Annotated in this window: 24 protein-coding genes and 1 tRNA gene; 7 read left to right on the top strand and 18 right to left on the bottom strand. The window is 65.1% G+C overall.

What is annotated here, in order from left to right:
* Nucleotides 1–54: 54 nt before the first annotated feature.
* From IV113_RS01495 to IV113_RS01545, 11 genes are all read right to left on the bottom strand, one after another.
* A tRNA-Val gene (locus IV113_RS01495) sits at nucleotides 55–129 on the bottom strand.
* Between the two features lie 69 nt (nucleotides 130–198).
* A complete protein-coding gene (gene dnaQ / locus IV113_RS01500) occupies nucleotides 199–906 on the bottom strand; it encodes a DNA polymerase III subunit epsilon (protein ID WP_291080113.1) in 708 nt (235 codons plus the stop codon).
* On the bottom strand, nucleotides 906–1,244 hold the full coding sequence (gene fdx, locus IV113_RS01505) for an ISC system 2Fe-2S type ferredoxin (protein ID WP_291080115.1): 339 nt from the start codon (nucleotides 1,242–1,244) through the stop codon (nucleotides 906–908). Before fdx ends, dnaQ begins: the two co-directional genes overlap by 1 nt.
* 5 nt (nucleotides 1,245–1,249) lie before the next feature.
* Nucleotides 1,250–3,121, bottom strand: coding sequence for a Fe-S protein assembly chaperone HscA (hscA, locus tag IV113_RS01510; RefSeq protein ID WP_291080117.1), 1,872 nt, complete (start codon nucleotides 3,119–3,121; stop codon nucleotides 1,250–1,252).
* Between the two features lie 30 nt (nucleotides 3,122–3,151).
* A complete protein-coding gene (hscB, locus tag IV113_RS01515; protein ID WP_291081147.1) occupies nucleotides 3,152–3,670 on the bottom strand; it encodes a Fe-S protein assembly co-chaperone HscB in 519 nt (172 codons plus the stop codon).
* A 65-nt stretch (nucleotides 3,671–3,735) separates the two neighbouring features.
* Nucleotides 3,736–4,059 carry an iron-sulfur cluster assembly protein IscA gene (iscA, locus tag IV113_RS01520; protein WP_159605588.1) on the bottom strand — a complete coding sequence of 108 codons (324 nt, stop codon included), beginning with the start codon at nucleotides 4,057–4,059 and terminating at the stop codon, nucleotides 3,736–3,738.
* 12 nt (nucleotides 4,060–4,071) lie between these two features.
* Nucleotides 4,072–4,458, bottom strand: a complete 387-nt coding sequence (gene iscU / locus IV113_RS01525; protein WP_069046695.1) for a Fe-S cluster assembly scaffold IscU — start codon at nucleotides 4,456–4,458, stop codon at nucleotides 4,072–4,074.
* Between the two features lie 12 nt (nucleotides 4,459–4,470).
* Nucleotides 4,471–5,688 carry an IscS subfamily cysteine desulfurase gene (locus tag IV113_RS01530; RefSeq protein ID WP_291080121.1) on the bottom strand — a complete coding sequence of 406 codons (1,218 nt, stop codon included), beginning with the start codon at nucleotides 5,686–5,688 and terminating at the stop codon, nucleotides 4,471–4,473.
* Between the two features lie 110 nt (nucleotides 5,689–5,798).
* On the bottom strand, nucleotides 5,799–6,335 hold the full coding sequence (gene iscR / locus IV113_RS01535) for a Fe-S cluster assembly transcriptional regulator IscR (protein WP_291080123.1): 537 nt from the start codon (nucleotides 6,333–6,335) through the stop codon (nucleotides 5,799–5,801).
* 360 nt (nucleotides 6,336–6,695) lie between these two features.
* Nucleotides 6,696–8,816 (bottom strand): excinuclease ABC subunit UvrB, encoded by a 2,121-nt coding sequence (uvrB, locus tag IV113_RS01540; RefSeq protein ID WP_291080125.1) that lies wholly within the window; start codon nucleotides 8,814–8,816, stop codon nucleotides 6,696–6,698.
* The gene (locus IV113_RS01545; RefSeq protein WP_291080127.1) at nucleotides 8,770–9,135 is read right to left on the bottom strand and encodes a DUF6172 family protein; all 366 of its coding nucleotides are present in this window, start codon (nucleotides 9,133–9,135) and stop codon (nucleotides 8,770–8,772) included. Before IV113_RS01545 ends, uvrB begins: the two co-directional genes overlap by 47 nt.
* 75 nt (nucleotides 9,136–9,210) lie before the next feature.
* Between IV113_RS01545 and IV113_RS01550 the strand changes: the two genes are divergently transcribed.
* Nucleotides 9,211–9,813 (top strand): 3'-5' exonuclease, encoded by a 603-nt coding sequence (locus tag IV113_RS01550; protein ID WP_291080129.1) that lies wholly within the window; start codon nucleotides 9,211–9,213, stop codon nucleotides 9,811–9,813.
* A 9-nt stretch (nucleotides 9,814–9,822) separates the two neighbouring features.
* Here IV113_RS01550 and IV113_RS01555 read toward each other — a convergent pair whose 3' ends face one another.
* Nucleotides 9,823–10,035, bottom strand: coding sequence for a DUF3820 family protein (locus IV113_RS01555; RefSeq protein ID WP_069046701.1), 213 nt, complete (start codon nucleotides 10,033–10,035; stop codon nucleotides 9,823–9,825).
* An 88-nt stretch (nucleotides 10,036–10,123) separates the two neighbouring features.
* On the opposite strand from IV113_RS01555, the gene IV113_RS01560 reads away from it, so the two are divergent.
* On the top strand, nucleotides 10,124–10,717 hold the full coding sequence (locus tag IV113_RS01560; RefSeq protein WP_291080131.1) for a lysophospholipid acyltransferase family protein: 594 nt from the start codon (nucleotides 10,124–10,126) through the stop codon (nucleotides 10,715–10,717).
* 1 nt (nucleotide 10,718) lies between these two features.
* Here the strand turns inward: IV113_RS01560 and IV113_RS01565 are convergent, their stop codons facing one another.
* On the bottom strand, nucleotides 10,719–11,921 hold the full coding sequence (locus IV113_RS01565; RefSeq protein ID WP_291080133.1) for a PLP-dependent aminotransferase family protein: 1,203 nt from the start codon (nucleotides 11,919–11,921) through the stop codon (nucleotides 10,719–10,721).
* 135 nt (nucleotides 11,922–12,056) lie between these two features.
* On the opposite strand from IV113_RS01565, the gene IV113_RS01570 reads away from it, so the two are divergent.
* Complete coding sequence (locus IV113_RS01570; RefSeq protein WP_291080135.1) at nucleotides 12,057–13,481, top strand: hypothetical protein; 1,425 nt, start codon at nucleotides 12,057–12,059, stop codon at nucleotides 13,479–13,481.
* A gap of 21 nt (nucleotides 13,482–13,502) precedes the next feature.
* Here IV113_RS01570 and IV113_RS01575 read toward each other — a convergent pair whose 3' ends face one another.
* Nucleotides 13,503–13,829, bottom strand: coding sequence for a DUF2917 domain-containing protein (locus IV113_RS01575; protein WP_291080137.1), 327 nt, complete (start codon nucleotides 13,827–13,829; stop codon nucleotides 13,503–13,505).
* A gap of 98 nt (nucleotides 13,830–13,927) precedes the next feature.
* Here IV113_RS01575 and IV113_RS01580 point away from each other — a divergent pair, with 98 nt between their 5' ends.
* From IV113_RS01580 to IV113_RS01595, 4 genes are all read left to right on the top strand, one after another.
* Complete coding sequence (locus IV113_RS01580; protein WP_291080139.1) at nucleotides 13,928–14,854, top strand: LysR substrate-binding domain-containing protein; 927 nt, start codon at nucleotides 13,928–13,930, stop codon at nucleotides 14,852–14,854.
* 22 nt (nucleotides 14,855–14,876) lie between these two features.
* Nucleotides 14,877–15,512, top strand: coding sequence for an endonuclease III (nth, locus tag IV113_RS01585; RefSeq protein WP_291080141.1), 636 nt, complete (start codon nucleotides 14,877–14,879; stop codon nucleotides 15,510–15,512).
* A 70-nt stretch (nucleotides 15,513–15,582) separates the two neighbouring features.
* Complete coding sequence (locus IV113_RS01590; protein ID WP_291080143.1) at nucleotides 15,583–16,608, top strand: phosphotransferase; 1,026 nt, start codon at nucleotides 15,583–15,585, stop codon at nucleotides 16,606–16,608.
* Between the two features lie 94 nt (nucleotides 16,609–16,702).
* Entirely contained in the window at nucleotides 16,703–16,960 is a 258-nt protein-coding gene (locus tag IV113_RS01595) for an SWIB/MDM2 domain-containing protein (RefSeq protein ID WP_056275206.1), read from the top strand.
* 124 nt (nucleotides 16,961–17,084) lie between these two features.
* Here the strand turns inward: IV113_RS01595 and IV113_RS01600 are convergent, their stop codons facing one another.
* From IV113_RS01600 to cobT, 4 genes are read right to left on the bottom strand one after another with little or no spacing between them, the layout of a single operon-like run.
* Entirely contained in the window at nucleotides 17,085–17,984 is a 900-nt protein-coding gene (locus IV113_RS01600; protein ID WP_291080149.1) for a GNAT family N-acetyltransferase, read from the bottom strand.
* Nucleotides 17,985–17,992: 8 nt separating this feature from the next.
* Nucleotides 17,993–18,547, bottom strand: coding sequence for a histidine phosphatase family protein (locus tag IV113_RS01605; RefSeq protein ID WP_291080151.1), 555 nt, complete (start codon nucleotides 18,545–18,547; stop codon nucleotides 17,993–17,995).
* Nucleotides 18,544–19,347, bottom strand: a complete 804-nt coding sequence (locus tag IV113_RS01610) for an adenosylcobinamide-GDP ribazoletransferase (RefSeq protein ID WP_291080153.1) — start codon at nucleotides 19,345–19,347, stop codon at nucleotides 18,544–18,546. The genes IV113_RS01605 and IV113_RS01610 overlap by 4 nt, the downstream gene beginning before the upstream one ends.
* Nucleotides 19,344–20,393 (bottom strand): nicotinate-nucleotide--dimethylbenzimidazole phosphoribosyltransferase, encoded by a 1,050-nt coding sequence (gene cobT / locus IV113_RS01615; RefSeq protein WP_291080155.1) that lies wholly within the window; start codon nucleotides 20,391–20,393, stop codon nucleotides 19,344–19,346. Before cobT ends, IV113_RS01610 begins: the two co-directional genes overlap by 4 nt.
* Between the last annotated feature and the right edge of the window lie 2 nt (nucleotides 20,394–20,395).

Below are 20,395 nucleotides of genomic sequence, written 5' to 3' on the forward strand. Positions count from 1 at the left end.
CGCAAATGCAAAACGAAAACCCCCGATGGCCGAGGCCAACGGGGGTTGATGTTTTGGTGGGCGGTGCAGGGTTCGAACCTGCGACCCCTGCCGTGTGAAGGCAGTGCTCTACCACTGAGCTAACCGCCCGATCGCTCAATCATGCACAAGGCATCGATCGATCGGAAGCCTTAGATTATAGCCAGGTTTTTGGCGTTTTCAGGCAGGTGCCAGCGAACGCCACACGGTTTTTCCTTTGCTGGCTTTGTCCAGGTCGGCCAGCACACCGTCGTGGGCTTGCGTTTCGTGTTCGTTGGCGCGCAGCACAGGCAGTTCGAAACTGCTCAAGTCCAGCGTCTCGGTCAGGCCGTTCTCGTCGGGCGCGTCACCCAGGTCCATGAGCAGGGCATCCTGGCCGCGCGTCATGTTGATGTAGACGTCGGCGAGCAACTCGGCGTCGAGCAGCGCGCCGTGCAGCGTGCGGCCCGAGTTGTCCACGCCCAGGCGGTCGCACAGGGCGTCCAGGCCATTGCGTTTGCCCGGGAACATTTCCTTGGCCATCACCAGACTGTCGGTGACCTGGCCAATCACTGTCTTGATGGGCGGGCGGCCCAGCCGGTCAAGCTCCTTGTTGAGGAAGCTGATGTCGAACGGCGCGTTGTGGATGATCAGTTCGGCGTCGCGCAGGTACTCCAGCAACTCGTCGGCGATGGCCGCGAACTTGGGCTTGTCGCGCAGGAACTCGTTGCTGATGCCGTGCACCTTGAGCGCGTCCTCGTGGCTGTCACGCTCGGGATTCACGTAGAAGTGCAGATTGTTGCCGGTGAGTTTGCGGTTGAGCAGCTCGACGCAGCCAATCTCGATGATGCGGTCGCCGTTGTCGGCGGACAGGCCGGTGGTTTCCGTGTCAAGGACGATCTGCCGCATCAGTGGAGCTCCTTGGCGTGGTTGATGGAGTATTTTGGGATCTCCACCGTCACGTCGTTCTGCGCCAGGATGGCCTGGCACGAGAGACGAGAGTTCGGCTCCAGTCCCCAGGCGCGATCGAGCAGGTCTTCTTCGGTCTCGTCGAGTTCGTTCAAGCTGTTGAAGCCCTCGCGCACGATCACGTGGCAGGTGGTGCAGGCAGCGCTCATGTCGCAGGCGTGCTCGATGTTGATCTTGTTGTCGAGCAAGGCCTCGCAGATCGAGGTACCGGCGGGCGCCGAAACGCTGGCGCCCTGGGGGCAGTATTCGGGGTGGGGCAGGATTTTGATGATGGGCATGGGGTTCAGACTTCTTCGAGTTTTTTGCCGGCCAGGGCTTTCTGGATACCGCGGTTCATGCGCATCGCAGCGAATGCTTCCGTGCCCTTGGCCAAGGCCGTGGTCGCGGCTTCGATGGTGGCGGCCTCGGTGCTTCCCAAGGACTGGCTCAGCGATTCGATGAGGGTGTCGATGTTCAGGCGTTCGTCGGCTTCCAGCAAGTCCGCATCGGCGGCCAGTGCGGTGCGGGTGGCGGCGATCATCCGATCCGCGTCCACACGGGCTTCGACCAGCGCGCGCGCCTGCATGTCTTGCTGGGCAGTGGCAAAGCTGTCCTGCAGCATGGCGGCAATCTGTTCATCGCTCAAACCGTAGGCGGGTTTCACGTCCACCCGCGCCTCCACGCCACTGCCCTGCTCTTTGGCGCTCACCGAGAGCAGGCCATCGGCGTCCACCGTGAAGGTCACGCGGATGCGCGCCGCTCCGGCCACCATGGGCGGAATGCCGCGCAGTTCGAAGCGGGCGAGGCTGCGGCAGTCGGCCACCAGGTCGCGCTCGCCCTGCACCACGTGCAGCGCGAGCGCGGTCTGGCCGTCTTGATAGGTGGTGAAGTCTTGTGCGAGCGCGGTGGGGATGGAGCTGTTGCGCGGCACGATGCGTTCGACCAGGCCACCCATGGTCTCGATGCCCAGCGACAGCGGGATCACGTCAAGCAGGAGCAGGTCTCCGTCTTTGCTGTTGCCGGCCAGCGCATTGGCCTGGATGGCCGCGCCCAGTGCCACCACCTCGTCGGGGTTGAGGTTGGTCAGCGGCTCCTGGCCAAAGAATTCACCCACGGTGCGGCGCACCACCGGCATGCGGGTCGAGCCACCGACCATCACCACACCCTTCACCTCGTCCTTGGTGATGCCGGCATCGCGCAGCACCTTGCGCACGGCGGTCATGGTGCGAGCGGTGAGCGCTGCGGTGCAGGCCTCGAAGTCGGACGGGGTGACGGACTGTTCGAAGGTCTGACCCGCCACACTGGCGCGGAAGGTTTCGCTGCCGCTGGAGGACAAGGCTTCCTTCAGGCGGCGCGCCTCGGCATGCACCGCGGCACGCTCCGACGCATTCAGCAAAGCGTTCACGCCCTGCTGAGCCAGCACCCAGGCGGCCAGCGCCTGGTCGTAGTCGTCACCGCCCAGGGCCGAGTCACCGCCGGTGGCCATCACCTCAAACACGCCGCGCGTGAGGCGCAGGATGGAAATGTCGAAAGTGCCGCCGCCCAGGTCGTAGATGGCGTAGACGCCTTCCGAGCCGTTGTCCAGGCCGTACGCAATGGCTGCGGCCGTGGGTTCGTTGATCAGGCGCAGCACGTTGATGCCGGCGAGTTGCGCCGCGTCCTTGGTGGCCTGGCGTTGGGCGTCGTCGAAATAGGCGGGCACGGTGATCACCGCGCCGTAGAGTTCGTCGTCGAAGCTGTCTTCGGCGCGAAAGCGCAGCGTCGCCAGGATTTCGGCACTCACCTCCATCGGCGTCTTGCGGCCGGCCACGGTTTCCACCACAGCCATGCCGTCCTGCTCCACCACGGTGTAGGCCAGTTTGTCCACGTCAACCACTTGGTCGCGGCTGCGGCCCATGAGGCGTTTGACCGAGCTCACCGTGTTGGCGGGGTCCTGCACTTGGGCCGCGAGTGCGTCAAAGCCGATCTGCCGACCGGAGCCGCCCAGGGCCGGGTCGAGGTAGCGCACGACGCTGGGCAAGATCACACGGCCATCGCCGGCTGGCAGGCACTCGGCGACGCCGTGGCGAACAGCTGCGACCAGCGAATGCGTGGTGCCCAGATCGATGCCCACCGCCACGCGGCGCTGATGTGGGTCGAGGGATTGGCCGGGTTCAGAAATCTGCAGGAGCGCCATGGGTCACGATCGGTTCAAAAAAACAACCACCTATTGTCCCAGCAGATCGATGCGGCTTTCCACATCGCGTGCAAAGCGCTCAACGAACATAAGGGCTCTGACCTGGCGGGCCAGCGCAGGCCAGTCGCGCAACTCGTCGGCTGTGGTCTGCAGACCTTGCAACATGTCGCGGCGCGCGGCAGCCACGTCATCGGCCATGCGCTCCAGGTCTGCCACTGCGCTGGCCTCATCCAGGTCCTCGCGCCACTGCATCTGCTGCATCAGGAAGGCCGCCGGCATGGCGGTGTTGTTCTCGGCCTGGATCGGTGCGCCATGCAGCTCGCAGAGGTAGGCCGCGCGCTTGAGCGGGTCTTTCAGGCGCTGGTAGGCCTCGTTGATGCGTACCGACCACTGCATGGCCTGGCGCTGCGCCTGCGCGTCGGCGGTGGCAAAGCGGTCGGGGTGGGCCTCACGCTGCAGGTCTTTCCAGCGCTCGTCGAGTGCAGCGCGATCCAGCTCGAAGCGAGGGGTGGTGCCGAAAATCTCGAAATCGTTCGATTGCAGGTTCAGGTTCATAAAGCAAAAGCCGCCGGCGCTTTGACGCGCGGGCGGCTTGAATGGTGCGCACTAAAACATCAGACCCGGAAACTCTCGCCGCAACCGCAACGGTCGCGCTCATTCGGGTTGTTGAAACGAAAACCCTCGTTGAGGCCTTCACGCACGAAGTCGAGCTGGGTGCCGTCGATGTAGGCCAGGCTCTTCGGATCAACCAGCACCTTCACGCCGTTGTCTTCAAACACCACGTCCTCAGGGGCGATGTCGTCGGCGTACTCCAGCTTGTAGGCCAGCCCCGAACAACCAGTGGTCTTCACACCCAGGCGCACGCCGACACCTTTGCCGCGTTTGGCAATGTAGCGGGTGACGTGCCGTGCAGCGGCTTCAGAAATGGAAATGGACATGGCGCCTGCAGCTCAGTGGGAGTGCTTCTTGCGGTAGTCGTCCACCGCCGCCTTGATCGCGTCTTCGGCCAGGATGGAGCAGTGGATCTTCACGGGTGGCAAAGCCAGCTCTTCGGCGATCTGGCTGTTTTTCAGTGCCGCCGCTTCGTCCAGCGTCTTTCCCTTGACCCACTCCGTCACGAGCGACGACGAAGCAATGGCCGAGCCGCAGCCGTAGGTCTTGAAGCGCGCGTCTTCAATCACACCCGTGGTCGGGTTGACCTTGATCTGCAGCTTCATCACGTCGCCGCACGCAGGTGCGCCCACCATGCCGGTGCCGACGCTGTCGTCGCCCTTTTCGAACGAGCCCACGTTGCGGGGGTTTTCGTAGTGGTCAACCACTTTTTCTGAATAAGCCATGATCTTTCTCCTTCAGTGTGCTGCCCACTGGATGGTGGACAGGTCAATACCGTCTTTGAACATTTCCCACAGGGGGGACAACTCGCGCAACTTGGCCACGTTCTCTTTGATCGTGGCGATCGCGTAGTCGATTTCTTCTTCGGTCGTCCAGCGACCGATGGTCATGCGCAGGCTGCTGTGGGCGAGTTCGTCGCTGCGGCCCAGGGCGCGCAACACATAGCTGGGCTCCAGGCTGGCCGAGGTACAGGCCGAGCCCGACGACACTGCCAGACCCTTGATGCCCATGATCAGCGACTCGCCTTCAACGTAGTTGAAGCTCATGTTGAGGTTGTGCGGCACGCGCTGCGTCTCGTGGCCGTTGATGAAGACCTCTTCCACATCCTTGAGGCCGGCGACCATGCGGTCGTGCAGGGCCTTGATGCGCTGGTTCTCTTCGTGCATCTCGGCCTTGGCAATGCGGTAAGCCTCGCCCATGCCCACGCACTGGTGGGTGGGCAGCGTGCCCGAGCGCATGCCGCGCTCGTGGCCACCGCCGTGCATCTGCGCCTCGATGCGGATGCGCGGCTTGCGGCGCACATACAGGGCGCCGATGCCCTTGGGCCCATAGGTCTTGTGCGAGGTCAGGCTCATGAGGTCGACCGGCAGCGTCTGCAAATCGACGTCGACGCGGCCGGTGGCTTGCGCCGCGTCCACGTGGAAGATCACGCCCTTCTCCCGGCAGATGGCGCCGATGGCCGCGATGTCCTGGATCACACCGATCTCGTTGTTCACGAACATGACCGAGGCCATGATGGTGTCGGGGCGGATCGCGGCCTTGAAGGCCTCCAGGTCGAGCAAGCCATCGGCCTGCACGTCCATGTACGTCACCTCAAAACCTTGGCGCTCCAGCTCGCGGCAGGTGTCCAGCACAGCCTTGTGCTCGGTCTTCACCGTGATGAGGTGCTTGCCCTTGGTCTTGTAGAAATGTGCCGCGCCCTTGAGCGCGAGGTTGTTCGACTCCGTCGCGCCACTGGTCCAGACGATTTCACGCGGGTCGGCGTTGATCAGCGCTGCCACCTGCTCGCGCGCGGTCTCCACCGCCTTTTCGGCTTCCCAACCCCAGGCGTGGCTGCGCGATGCCGGATTGCCGAAGTGCTCGCGCAACCAGGGAATCATGGCGTCCACCACCCGCGGATCGCAGGGATTGGTGGCGCTGTAGTCCATGTAGATGGGGAAGTGAGGAGTGCTCATGGCGGGCTGTCTTTGTGCGGATCTGTGGGGGATCGAATGAAAAATGTTGCTTGGTGCTTGGACTGGCTGACGCTGGACCTGCCCGGAGCGGTGCTCCGGGCAGGTCAGGCTCATTTGGAGAACGCCACTCCACCCAGTGCGAACACCGAGTTGGGCGCGTTCACGCGAATGGGCTTGACCACCGGGGCGCTGGAAATGGCTCGCTTGATCATGGGCGCGTTCTCCACAACCACGCCTTTGGCGAGCTGCTCGTCCACCAGCGACTGCAGGGACACGGAGTCGAGGAAGTCCACCATCTTGGTGTTCAGCGCGGCCCACAGTTCGTGGGTCATGCAGCGGTGTCCTTCGCCCATACAGTTTTCCTTGCCACCACATTGTGTGGCGTCGATCGGCTCGTCCACCGACACGATGATGTCGGCCACGGTGATCTCGGATGCCTTGCGGCCCAAGGTATAACCACCGCCCGGCCCACGGGTCGATTCGACCAGTTCGTGGCGACGCAGCTTGCCGAACAACTGCTCGAGGTAAGACAACGAGATCTGCTGCCGCTGGCTGATGGCAGCGAGCGTGACAGGTCCATTGTTCTGGCGCAGGGCCAGATCAATCATGGCTGTGACCGCAAAGCGGCCTTTGGTCGTGAGGCGCATCTTCAAGCTCCTTTAAATGTTGGCTTGACCGTCGTTGACTGGCTCAATGGGTTGTCCCCTTGAACCCCTTCTCCGCCCACCCTGACCACTGCTGGTCGCTTCATCGAAGGCTTTCCCGACTGTTTTCGTCGAGTATAGCGTAAAAGCCTAGTGATTCACTCGGCATCTTAAACCAGAAAGCCATTTTGTCCAGGACAAATACACTCTCGACCGAAAAGACCAGAACAGGACTCTTCAGTCAATTTGGAGCTTGGGGTGTGGGTTCAGAGTCATGTCTTGACCAAATCGTTCAGACAAAACGAGAAAAGAAGCACCGGCACATGCATACGAGCGCGATGCAGCCGTCCTTGGGGACAGGCGTCAAGCGATGTTGTCCATGCCAGGGGCTCCGAACACCGAGGCCTTGAGCCGGCTCAGTTGGTCCCGCACGCTGGCTGCTTTCTCGAATTCGAGGTTGCGCGCGTGCTCCAGCATCTGCTTTTCCAGCCGCTTGATCTCGCGCGCCACGTCCTTCTCATTCATCTCCTCGACGCTGGCGCGGTGTGCGCTCTCGGCGGCCAGGCGATCAGCCTCCTTGCCCGCCTTCTCGCTGTAGACACCGTCGATCAGGTCCTTGATGCGCTTGTTGATGCTGCGCGGCTCGATGCCCATGGCGAGGTTGTGGGCCACCTGTTTGGTGCGGCGGCGATTCGTCTCGTCGATCGCCTTCCTCATCGACTCGGTGACGCGGTCGGCGTACAGGATGGCGCGGCCGTTGAGGTTGCGCGCAGCGCGTCCGATGGTCTGGATCAGGCTGCGCTCGGAGCGCAGGAAGCCTTCCTTGTCGGCGTCCAGGATGGCCACCAGCGAGACCTCGGGAATGTCCAGGCCCTCGCGCAGCAGGTTGATGCCGACCAGCACGTCGAAGGCGCCCAGGCGCAGGTCGCGCAGGATCTCCACCCGCTCCACCGTGTCCACGTCGCTGTGCAGGTAGCGCACCTTCACGCCGTTCTCGGTCAGGTAGTCGGTGAGCTGCTCGGCCATGCGTTTGGTCAGCGTGGTGATCAGCACACGCTCGTTTTTTTCCACGCGAATGCGGATTTCCTGCAGCACGTCGTCCACCTGGTGGGTGGCCGGGCGCACCTCCAGCTCCGGATCCACCAGCCCCGTGGGGCGCACCAGTTGTTCCACCACCTGGCCAGCATGCGTTTTTTCGTAATCGGCCGGCGTGGCTGAGACGAACACCACCTGGCGCATGCGCTGCTCGAACTCGTCGAGCTTGAGTGGCCTGTTGTCCAGCGCGCTGGGCAGGCGGAAACCGTATTCCACCAACGTGGTCTTGCGCGCGCGGTCACCGTTGTACATGCCCCCGAACTGGCCCATGAGCACGTGGCTCTCGTCCAGGAACATCATCGCGTCCTTGGGCAGGTAGTCGGTCAGTGTGGACGGCGGCTCGCCCGGCAGGCTGCCCGAGAGGTGGCGTGAGTAGTTCTCGATGCCCTTGCAGTGGCCGACCTCGCTGAGCATTTCCAGGTCGAAGCGGGTGCGCTGCTCCAGCCGCTGCGCCTCCACCAGCTTGCCCATGCCCACCAGCTCCTTGAGCCGGTCGGCCAGCTCGAGCTTGATCGCCTCGACCGCGCTGAGCACCTGCTCGCGCGGCGTCACGTAGTGGCTGCTGGGGTAAACGGTGAAGCGCGGAATCTTCTGCCGCACCTTGCCGGTGAGCGGGTCGAACAACTGCAGGGTCTCGACCTCGTCGTCGAACAGCTCGATGCGGATCGCCATTTCGGAGTGTTCGGCCGGGAACACGTCGATGGTGTCGCCGCGCACGCGGAACTTGCCGCGCGAAAAATCTTGCTCGTTGCGCGCGTATTGCATGCGCACCAGTTGCGCGATGAGGTCGCGCTGGCCGATCTTGTCACCCACGCGCAGCAGCATCACCATCTGGTGGTAGCTCTCGGGCTTGCCGATGCCGTAAATGGCCGACACCGTGGCCACGATCACCACGTCGCGCCGCTCGAGGATGCTCTTGGTGCAGCTCAGCCGCATCTGCTCGATGTGCTCGTTGATCGCGCTGTCCTTCTCGATGAACAGGTCGCGCTGCGGCACGTAGGCCTCGGGCTGGTAGTAGTCGTAGTAGCTGACGAAGTACTCGACCGCGTTTTTCGGGAAGAACTCGCGGAACTCGCTGTAGAGCTGCGCGGCCAGCGTCTTGTTGGGCGCAAACACGATGGCCGGGCGGCCCAGCCGCGCGATCACGTTGGCCATGGTGAAGGTCTTGCCCGAGCCGGTCACGCCCAGCAGGGTCTGGAACACCTCCCCGTCGTTCACCCCCTCGACCAGCTGGCGGATCGCCTCGGGCTGGTCGCCAGCGGGGGGGTACGGCAGGAACAGCTCGAATGGCGAGCCGGGAAATTTGAGGAACTCGCCCTCCGGGGGCGCTTCGCTCAGCCCTTCAATCAGCGGGTTTTTCGGCGTCGGGGGCAGTGTCGTCTGGGGCATCGGATGATTGTGCCGGATGGTCGCGGTCAGCATCGGTCCTCGGTCTGCGCACGCCGGGCTTGGCCAGGATTTCCACATAGGCCTGCGCGCCGCCCTCTTTCGCGATCGCGTCGAGCTGGCCCATCAGGGCCGCGAGATGCACCACCTCCGCGGTCTCTTTGGTCGCACCGCAGCGGCAATCGAAATCGAGGAAATCGGCACCTTCGGGCAGGTCGCGGCGGCGCTCGCGCTTGAGGTACTTGCGGATTTCATGTTTGACGGCTTCGAGCACGCGGTCGCGGTGAAGGCCCTCTTGGGTCAAGGCAAAGATTTTTCTCATGGCGGTCGAGCGCGTGCGGCGCGTGTCAGGGGACGAAGGGCGCGATTATGCGCGCCGGGGTATCCTGCGCCGCACATGACACCGCGCGAACAACACCCCACCCCCAGCAAGGACGAGATCGCCCTGCTCGAACCCTTCGAACGCCTCGGGTTGGACCGCATCGTGCTTGTGAACACCGCAGCACAGGCGCGAGAAGCCTGCGCCGAGTTGACCGACCACGCGGTCTGGGGCTTCGACACCGAGTCCAAACCCACCTTTTTCAAGGACCAGGTCTCCGACGGGCCGCACATCGTGCAGCTCGCCACCCTGCAGCGTGCCTGGGTGTTCCAGCTGCACGACCCGGCGTGCCGCGATCAGGTTGCGGCATTGTTGGCCGATGCCAGGTTCACCAAGGCGGGCTTCGGCCTGGGCGACGACACCCGACGCATCGTCTCCAAACTCAAGGTGGAGCCGGCAGCCGTGCTGGAGCTCAACACCCTCTTTCGCCAACGCGGCTACCGCAAGGACATGGGCGTCAAGGGCGCTGTGGCGGTGTTGTTCAACCGGCGTTTTCTCAAGTCCAAGAAAGCCGCCACGTCCAACTGGGCCAACTTGCACCTGAGTGAGGCGCAGCTGGTGTACGCAGCCAACGACGCGTGGGCCGCCGGGCGTGTGGTTGAAGCCTTGGGGTTGCGTTGAGCTGCCCGATCATCGCCGCCGCAAAGGCGTGAGCAGATCGCCCAGGCCGTTGTGGTCGATCTCGTGCATGAGCTGAAGCAATCGACCCACTTCGCTTTTCGGAAAACCCTCGCGGGCGAACCAGTTGAGGTAGTTGCCCGGCAGGTCTGCGATCACGCGGCCCTTGTGTTTGCCGAACGGCATTTCCACGGTGAGCAGGCGTTCCAGGTCTTCGGGCTTCATGCGGTGTCTCGGCGTCGGTTCGAACAAGTGGGGCGCACGGCATCGTAACGCGTTGGATGCACGCCACCGGTCGCCGATACTGGGCAACATGCAACGCACGATCTTCACCACACCCGTCGTCAACACGGTGCTGCGCGCTTTCTCGATCGGTTTCCTGAAACTCACCGGATGGCGCGTTGAAGGCGCCCTGCCCGCCCACGCAGCCAGGAGCGTGCTGATCGCAGCACCTCACACCAGCAACTGGGACCTGCCCTACACCTTGATGGTGGCCTTCGCCTTGCGGCTCAACATCCACTGGATGGGCAAGCAAGGCATCTTCCGCGCGCCCTTTGGCGGCTTCATGCGTTGGCTCGGCGGCATCGCGGTGAATCGCGAGCAGTCCACCAGCCTGGTGGCCGCCTCGGCCCAGGCCATCCGCAACGCCGATGGGCCGCTGCAACTCATCGTGCCGCCCGAAGGAACGCGCAGCAAGACACGCTACTGGAAGACCGGCTTCTACTACATCGCCCGCGAAGCCCGGGTGCCCATCGTGATGGCCTACATGGACTACGAACGCAAGGTCAGCGGCCTGGGTCCGCTGTTCGAACCCACCGGCGACGTGGACGCCGACATGGCAACCATCAAGGCGTTCTACGCGCCGTTCAAGGGCAAGAACGCGACGCAGTTCGAATCGACCGACTGAATCAGAAGGCCTGGGCCAGGCGGCCCACGCCTTCTTCGATCTTCTCCAGGCCCACGGTGGCAAAGCTCAGGCGCAGCGTGGCGGCGTCGGGGTTGCTGGCGTAGAACGGCGCGCCGGGCACGAAGGCCACGCCCTTGTCGATCGCGCGTTTGGCCAGTTCGGCACCATCGGCCACCTTGCCACCCGCGCCGGTGAGCCGCGCCCAGATGAACAGACCGCCTTGCGGCTGCACGAATTCGATGGCGCCACCCAGTTCACGTTTCAATGCCTGGCCCATGGTGGTGGCGCGCTCGGCATACACCTGGCGCACCCTGGCCAGGGTGGCGGGCATGCGCCCTGCCTTGAGGTATTGGGCTGCCGTGGCTTGCGCGAAGGTGCTGGTGTGTGCGTCGCTGAACTGCTTGCACATGGTGGCCTTGGCCAGCAAGTCGGCCGGGCCCACCATCCAGCCCACGCGCAGACCCGGGCTCAGCACCTTGCTCAGGGAGCCACAGTGCACCAGCCGCTCGCGGCTGCCGGGGACTTCGGCGCTCAGCGACAGCAGGCTGGGCGGGGGCGCCTCACCGAAGTACAGGTCGCCATACGGATCGTCTTCCACGATCAAGGTGTCGTGCTTCACGGCCATCTGCAACACCGCCTTGCGCCGCTCCAGGCTCATGAGGGCGCCGCTGGGGTTGCCGAAGGTGGGGATGAGGTAGACGAACTTGGGCTTGTGCTCCTGGATGAGCTGCTCCAGCGCGTCGGTTTTTGTGCCCTCGCCGTCCACCGGCACGGTGATGAGCTCTGCACCGTACAGGCGGAAACACTGGATGGTGGCCAGAAACGTGGGGCCTTCAACGATCACCTTGTCGCCGGGCGAGATCAGCGTCTTGCCCAGCAGATCGAGCGCCTGCTGGCTGCCCGTGGTCACGATGAGGTCGTTCGCGCCCACGCCCGTGTTGCCCTTGCCCGTCATGAAGGCGGCAATCTGTTCGCGCAGCGGCTGGTAGCCCTCCGTGGCGCCGTATTGCAGCGCGCCGCCGGGTTCTTCGGTCAGCGCGGCGTTCACCGCTTCGCGGATGCCGTCCACGTCGAACAGCGCGCTGTCGGGGAAGCCACCGGCAAAACTGATGATGCCGGGCTTGCCCAGCAGCTTGAACAGTTCGCGGATGGCGGAAGTCTCGACGTTGTTGAGGCGGTCGGCAAAGGGGATGGTGAACGGCATGGTGGGGGCGGATGTGGTTGGCAATGGAGCGAACACCCGATGGTAGCGAAAGGCGGTCGTGGGCTGTTGACGCGATTCCCGCGCAGCTGGTGGATTTCTAAAGTTGTTTGCATCGCATTCAATGGAAAAACCCACATGACTTGTTCAATCCGACGCCTCTCGTTTCTGGTTTTGCTGGTGGCCACGCTGGCCGGCTGTGGTGGGCGGGGTGGGCCTGATGCCGCGCCAGACGCAACACCCACCACGCCCACCAGTCCCACCACTCCCACGACCCCTCCCACCACGCCCGACGCCCCGGCCAACCCCGAGCCTCCCGCCTGGCGCGACGCCGAGCGACTGGATCTCGGCGACGTTGGGTCCGCGCGAAACGCGCGGCTCGCGATGAACCGCCAAGGCGCGGGCATGGTGGTCTGGGAACAGGTGGACGGATCGACCGTTCAAGAAGTGCACGCGCGCACCGTGTCGATCAACAACGGCCACGGCCACGGCGTCACCACCTCACTCGGTACCGGCATCGCGGCGTTGCCGGACGTGGCCGTCAATGAACAAGGCCGTGCACTGGTGGTCTGGGTCCAGGGCGCAAGTCCGCTCAACCAGATCTGGGCCCAGAGCTACGACCCCGACACCGGCTGGGGAACCGCGGAGCTGATGTCCAGGCCACAAGACACGCTGGTGGCACATCCGCGCGCCGCCATCAACGAAGCAGGCGAGATGGCCGTGGTCTGGATGCAGACCGTGGACGTGACATACCAGGTGCACGCCCGGCGCTTCAGCCCGACGCAGGGCTGGAGCTCGGCGGTGCGGCTCGACAGCGCGCCATACGATGCACGGACCCCCCAGGTGAGCCTGAGCGCCGAGGGCCGCCTGCTCAGCGTCTGGCACCAGTCCGACGCGAACGGTAGGGACGACTTGTGGGCCAATCACATCAATCCCGACGGCACGTCCCTAACGGCCGTGCAGATCGACCAGAGCGACGGCTATTCAAACCAACCGGTGTTGGCCCGGCTGGGCGACGGCAGCACCCTGGCGGTATGGCGGCAGACGAACGAAGTGTTGCAACAACTCATCGGCCTGAACCACTTCCTGCCTGACTCGGGTTGGGCCACAACCACCAGCGCATCGGGCGCCTACGCCTCGGTGACACGCAGCCCCTACCTGGCACCGTGGGGCGCGGCGCACGCCATCACCGCCTGGGTGCAATCCAACGGCGGCCGCACCGAAGTCTGGGCCAATCGAACTGAGCACGGACAACCAGGTCAGCCTATGGCCTTGCACAGCGGCCAGTCACTGGCACAGGACGACGTGCGCATGGGCGCCGACGACCTCGGCAATGCGATGGGCATGTGGACTGTGCGGGACGGCGATGCACGCACCCTGTGGACGACACACTGGCCCGCCAGCGGCGCACCGGGTACGGCGCAACGGCTGGACAACAGCGCATCCGCCTCGGTCTCAGAATCGGCCCTGGGGGTGGACGCGCAAGGCCGGGCCCTGGCGGTGTGGATCCACACGGAAGGCGACCGCGCGCGCTTGTGGGCCAGGCCCTACCGCGCGCCCTGAAACCCGCGATGGGCCATCGGCTCAGGCCGGGACCGGGACGGCGCCAGCGTGCGCGCCGCTTCGGCGCAAGCGCTGTGGCCACCAGCGCCAGCGCGGCGCGGTGGCGCGCCGGGTGCACACCACCGGCTCCAGCCTCAGCACCGATGTCTCCAGCGCATAGACAATCGCGCGCTGCCGGGGCAGCGTGTTGAAGACTTCGCCGGGGTTCAGCACCACGTCGCGCTGCTCGTGATCCAGCGTGATCCAGACGCTGCCTTCGCGGCAGACCAGGCGCAGCGCGCCCTGGGGAATGACCTGCAAGGCCTTGTGGGGCATGTTGAGGTCGACGGTCAAGGTATCGGTTTTCATGGAACAGTCCTTTCACATCAGGGATGTGCATGACTGTACGGAGCCGTCCTATACTGCGCAAACGATGTTTTCGAATGCTTCGCATGCCGATACAGAATGTGAAAACCCCGCCCCCGCCGGTTCCGCGCTCACAGATGCTGCGGCTGGACTTGCTGCCCTGCTTCGACGCCGCCGCGCGCACGCTGAGCTTCACCCTGGCCGCACAGGAGCTCAGCCTCACGCAGTCGGCGGTGAGCCGGCAGATCCAGCTGCTCGAAGAGAGCCTGGGCGTGGCGCTGTTCGAGCGCGGACACCGTTCGCTCACGCTCACCGAGGCCGGCGAGGTGATGCAGCGCGCCACACGCGATGCGCTGGAACGCCTGCTCGATGCGTCCGCGCGCGTGCGCCCCGGCCCGGGCCTGCGCCAGGTGGCCATGACGTGCACGCACGGCTTTGCCTCCCTCTGGCTCATCCCGCGGCTCTCGCGCTTCACCGCCAGCCACCCACAGGTGGATGTGCGCATCTCGGCCTCCATGGAGATCATGGACTTGGCACGCCACCGGCTCGACGTGGCGGTGCGCTTCGTGCCGTCCAGCGTCGGGCGCGGGCAGGCGCTGTTCGAGGAAACGGTGCAACCCCTGTGCGCGCCCGCGCTGCTGCGCGACAAGACGGCGCCGCTGCGCCAGCCGGCTGACCTGGCCCGGCACACCCTGCTCACGGTGGAGAAGCCCGCGGGTTATGCGCTCACCTCGGACTGGGACCCCTGGTTTCAGGTGATGGGGCTGCAGGACATGCGCATGAAGAACACCATGCACTTCACCCAATACGCCGACGCGGTGTCCGCTGCCGTGGCCGGGCAAGGCGTGGTGATCGGCCGCCTGCCCCTGCTGCAGTCGCTGGTGAACGAGAAGAAACTGGTCGCACCGTTTCGCAGTGGAGCGGCGACACGCCGGGGCTACTACGTGGAGGTGGCGGACCATGCCCATGGCAACGCCGACGCGCTGGACTTCGCGAACTGGCTGCGCGCCGAGGCCGAAAGCGCGTGAGCGCGTGGGAGAATCCGCGCCCATGACGCCCGCCCAGATCGACGCCTTTTTCGCCACACTCAAAGCCGCCAACCCTCACCCGCAAACCGAGCTCGAATACACCAGTGTGTTCGAGTTGCTGGCCGCCGTGCTTCTCTCGGCCCAGGCCACCGACGTGGGCGTGAACAAGGCCACGCGCAAGCTGTTCCCGGTGGCGAACACCCCGCAGAAGATCCTCGACCTGGGCCTTGACGGGCTGGAGGGCTACATCAAGACCATCGGTCTGTACCGCAGCAAGGCCCGCCACCTCCTGGAGGCTTGCCGCATGCTGGTGGAGTTGCACGGCGGCGAGGTGCCGCGCACGCGCGAAGCGCTCGAAGCCCTGCCCGGCGTGGGCCGCAAGACCGCCAACGTGGTGCTCAACGTGGCCTTTGGCCAGCCCACCATGGCGGTGGACACGCACATCTTTCGCGTGAGCAACCGCACCGGCCTGGCACCGGGCAAGAACCCGCTGGCGGTGGAACTTCAGCTCATGAAACGCGTGCCGCCGGCCTATGCGGTGGACTCGCACCACTGGTTGATCCTGCACGGTCGCTACGTGTGCCAGGCGCGCAAGCCGTTGTGCCCGAAATGCGCGGTGATCGCGTACTGTGACTACAGGGACAAGACGGTGATCTGACAAAAAGGCCTGTCACGTTGTGCCAGATCACGACGCGAAATTCGTCAAAGGTGGACATGGATAATTTGCCATGCCCGTCACCCAGCAACACGACCCCGATCTCGTCGCCACGCACACCACCGCTGCCGCCACCTCCATCGCACGGTGGGTGGCGCAGCACCATGGCCTTGCGGTGCAGCAGTGCCACCTGATTCGCCGTGGCCTGAACGACAACTACGCGCTGCGTTCGGCCGACGGGATGCGCTACGTGGCGCGCCTGTGCTCGGTCCGGCCCCGTGGCGGCTTCAACATTGATTTTGAAGTCTCTCTGCTGTCACACCTGAAAGCCAAAGGCACGGGAGTTGCCGCTCCGGTGACGACCCCGGACGGGCGCTCGCACATCCCACTGCAGTTCCCCGAAGGACCGCGCGCCTTGGCGCTGTTCCGCCATGCTGAAGGCGCGATTCCCGATACTTTGGAAGAATTCGAACTCACAGGGCGCACGCTGGCCAACATCCACGAAGCGGCACGCGACTACACGGGGCCGCCCAGCCGCTACACGCTGGACGGCCACCACCTGGCCGGCCGGACATTGGGCTACCTGCAGGCGTACCCGGAGGTGAGCGCGGAGCTTCTTGAAACGTACCGCGGGCTGGTACACCGCCTGCTTGAAGCGCTGGCCGCGGCCGAGCGCGGACTGACACGCGTCGTCTGCCACGGCGACACACACGGCTTCAACAACCATGTGCACACGGACGCGGCCGGTATCAAGAAGACCGTGTTCTTCGACTTCGACGATGCGGGCCCGGGCTTCCTGGCCTACGACCTGAGCGTGCTGCCCTGGTCGTATCTGTTTCGCAAAGGCCTCAAGGAACCCGACGACGCGCTGCGCGGGCGCTGGACGCACTACCTGCGCGGGTACCGCGCGGGCGGCTGCGAGGTGAACGAGGACGACCTGGCGGCATTGCCACTGTTCGTGCAGCTTCGCCACCTGTGGAACATGGGCGAGGCAGTGGGGCGGCTGCACCACTGGGGGACGACTCCGATGCCTGTGGATTGGCTGCAAAAGCAGGTGGAGGTGTTCAAAGCTTGGAGCGGGATGGACTTGCGCGCCTGACGGCTTGCCGCTGTAGCGGGTGCCGCTTTCGCAGGCGGTTACAAAGGGATCGGAAGCTCGCCCTAGAATCTTCGTTTCAACCAATGAGACTCAGATGACCACTGCCAAGAAGCAAACCGCATTCAACCGCGCCCTCACTCCCAGCGCCGAGCTGGCCGCTGTGATCGGTGCAACGCCGCAACCCCGCACCGAAGTCGTGAAGCTCATGTGGGAGTACATCAAGGCCAACAACCTGCAGAACCCGAAGAACAAGCGAAACATCCTGGCCGACGCCAAGCTCAAGGCCGTCTTCGGAAAGGATGAAGTCACCATGTTCGAGATGACCGGCCTGGTCGGCAAGCACCTGAGCTGACGGGAAACCCCGGGCCCTGCTCTCGTGGCCCGGAGCCGCGCGGCGAGCGATAGGGGACTCGTGCAAGGTTCTGCAACTGCAGCGTCGTGTGCATTGTCGGCGTCCACGCCAAGCACGGATTCGTTCATGCCGGCGTCGCGTGTGCACGCAGCGCAGCCGCTATGAGCGCGCGCGCCAAGCCACGCCGGCGCCACTGCGCGCCCACGCTGATGAATTCCGTCTCACCACGTCGGCGTTTCTGCGTCACGTTCTGCTCATCGTTGATAAAGGGCTTGACCTGCCCGGCGACACGACCGCTTTCGATGTGCCATGCCACCTGCCAAAGATGTGGCTGGAATGTTGGCAGCGTCGTCCAACGTTCAAAGTCGCCGGGCTTTGGCGGTGTCACGCCCCAGTGTCCCCGCAGAGCTTCCATGTGGGCGTCGAAGATCGGGCGCCAATGTTCTGCATCCACCGGACGCACCTCGAAGCCTTCGGGCAGCGGGACCTTGGGTATGTCATCGAGCGTTGGCCGCTCCATGCGCAGGAAGTGGCGCGCGGGCACGTAGCCGGCACGGCGCAGCATGGCTGCGCGGCCGACTTCGCCCTCGGTCACAAAGACGTGATGCATGGACGCAGCACCTTGGCCCTGGGCAAACTCGCGCTGTCGAGATTCCACCCAGCGCAGCAATTCAGTGCCGATACCTCGCCGCCGGAAGGCCGGGTGGACGAAGCCAATCTGGGCCTGGGCCAGCCAGCCGTTTTCGTCGGTCCAGTGCGAGGTGCGCACGTACCCCACCAGTTGGCCGTCGACCTCGGCCATCACGATGTCGCCCAAAGGGTCGAAGTCAGTGAACTGGGCGTAATCGCGACGTATGTGTTCCGGCGTGCGAACCCAGCCCATCTTGTCAGCCGCAAACACCGCGTTCGCCACCACCGCCATCGCAGGAAAGTCGTCATCGCCAGCAAAGCGCCGCAATCGAAGGCCTGGTAGAAATTTTTCATTCATTGCGTCAAACGTCCACTCCTTGCCGATTGAAGACATCGTCGGTCTCACAGCGATACCGACGTCCACCCACCCGGCTCGGGCGCGTCCTTCGGCCACTCGGCCGCATCCTTGATGTGCACCCCGCCACTGGCCACGATGTGCTGCACCGCGCGGATCACGCCCGCGTGCGTGACCCACACCACGTCGGTCGTCTTCGCAGGTCGCAGATCCGCGAGAGCGGCAGCCACGCGGTAGAGCAGCATCTGCGTGCTCTCCGTGCCGCCAAAGCGGTGGTGCGCGAAGTCGGCCATCCACTCGTCGAAGGCGCTGCGCGGCATGCCGTCCCAGCGCTGCAGTTCCCACTGGCCAAAGTCCATTTCGTTCAGGCGCGTGTCCATGCGCGCGGCGCCCAGGTCGGGCCGCACGGCCTGCAGCGCACTCACCATTTGCTGCGCGCGCAAGAGGCCTGAGACCCACACCGGGGTGCCGGGAGGTGGCAGGGGTGCAAAGGCCTGCGCGGCTTCCCGTGTGAGCGCGGCGTCGGCCGGCACGTCGCTCGCACCATAGCAAAGGCCTTCGGGCAAGACCACGCGCGCGTGGCGCAGCATCCAGAGTTTCATGGCAGTGACAAGGCCAGGCCGAGGTAGAACATCACTTCACACACCTGCTGCGTGGCGCCCAGTCCGTCGCCAGTGAAGCCTTGCAGCCGGCGCCGCAGCAGGCGCCACATCCAGACGAGGCCGATCAGCGCGCCGAGCACGGCCTGCGCCCACGGCGCACCCGGCAGCAGCCACACCACCAGCGCCAAGGCCAGTGCCCACCACAGCAGGCCAGCGGCCAAGCCGGCGTTGCCGATGCTCTCGGCCAGTGGTTTGCTTTTTGATCGAGGTGTGTCGCCCACATGCGCCAGCGTGCGGATCACGAACAGCGGCGCGGTACGCGAAGTGACATGCGCCGCGAACAGCGCCACCACCACCAGCCATGCGTTCGTTTGCGCCAGCAGTGCGAGCAGCGCCACCTTGGCCAGCACCGTCAGCACCAGCGCCATCGCGCCATAGCTGCCGATGCGCGAGTCCTTCATGATCTCCAGCGCACGCTCGCGCTGCGCGCTACCACCCAGGCCGTCGGCCAGATCGGCCAGTCCGTCTTCATGGAAAGCGCCCGTGAGCAACACGCCGAACACGGTGCTCGCGATCGCCGCCACCCAAGGTGCGGCGGGCACCGCCGGCAACAGCAGCAGCAGCCCCCACAACACCGCCGCCGTGAGCCCGCCCACGACCCAGCCCACCCCCGGAAAATGCGCCGCGCTCGCGCGCAGCATCGCCGGGCTGAAGCCCACCCAGTCGGCCAGCCGCCCCGTGACCGGGATGCGGGTGAAGAACTGCAAGGCGAGCAGGAAGTGGCGAGCGAACTGCGTCATGCGCGCGCGGGAGCCGCCTCGTCTTCGCTGCGAGACACACCCGCCGCCTCGAAGCTCGCCATCTCGCGCAGCAGCGCACATGCACTCACCAGCAGTGGCCAGGCCAGCGCGGCGCCCGAGCCTTCGCCCAGGCGCAGGCCCAGGTCCAGCAGCGGCTCGGCCTTGAGGTGAGCCAGCATGAGCGCGTGGCCGCGTTCGCCAGAGCGGTGCGCGAACACGCAGCGCTGCAACACATGCGGCTGCAGGTGCGCCGCCACCAGCACGGCCGAGGTGGCAATGAAGCCGTCGACCACGATCACTCGGCACTCTTCCGCGGCCTGCAGCACGGCACCCACCAGCGTGGCAATCTCGAAACCGCCAAAGGCCGCGAGCGCATCGAGCGGCGCGTTCGCGTCGGCGTGGCGCGCCAGCACCTCGCGCAGGATGCCGATCTTGCGCTGCACCGCCTCAGCATCAAGCCCGGTGCCCGCGCCGGTGACATCGGCCACATCCAGCCCACCCAGACGCGCCAGCAACATCGAAGCCGCCGAGGTGTTGCCAATGCCCATTTCACCCAGCAGCAGCGCGTTGCCGGGCAGGCCCTGCAAAACCTCGCGCCCGTTGGCGATGGCCTGCGCGCACTGCGCCGCGCTCATGGCCGGGCCGTCGAGCGCATCGGCCGTGCCGTGCGCGACCTTGCGGATGAACAGGCCTTCGCGTTCGGCGAAGTCGTGCTTCACGCCGCAGTCCACCACCGTGAGACCAATGCCGTGCTGGCGCGCGAGCACGCTCACCGCGGCGCCACCAGCCAGGAAGTTCTCCACCATCTGCCAGGTCACGTCACTCGGAAAGGCCGAGACCCCGCGAGCGGCCAGGCCGTGGTCGCCCGCGCACACCAGCATCTGGGGCGACTGCAGCACGGGTGCCGTGCTGCCCAGGATCAAACCGATGCGCTGCGCCAGCGCCTCCAGGCGACCGAGCGAGCCCAGCGGCTTGGTCTTGTTGTCCAGCGCGTGCTGCAGGGTCTGGGCGAGTTCGGGCTGGGAGATGTCGGGAATGGTGGTCATGG

Source organism: Hydrogenophaga sp., from assembly GCF_018780385.1.
Lineage (GTDB): Bacteria > Pseudomonadota > Gammaproteobacteria > Burkholderiales > Burkholderiaceae_C > Hydrogenophaga.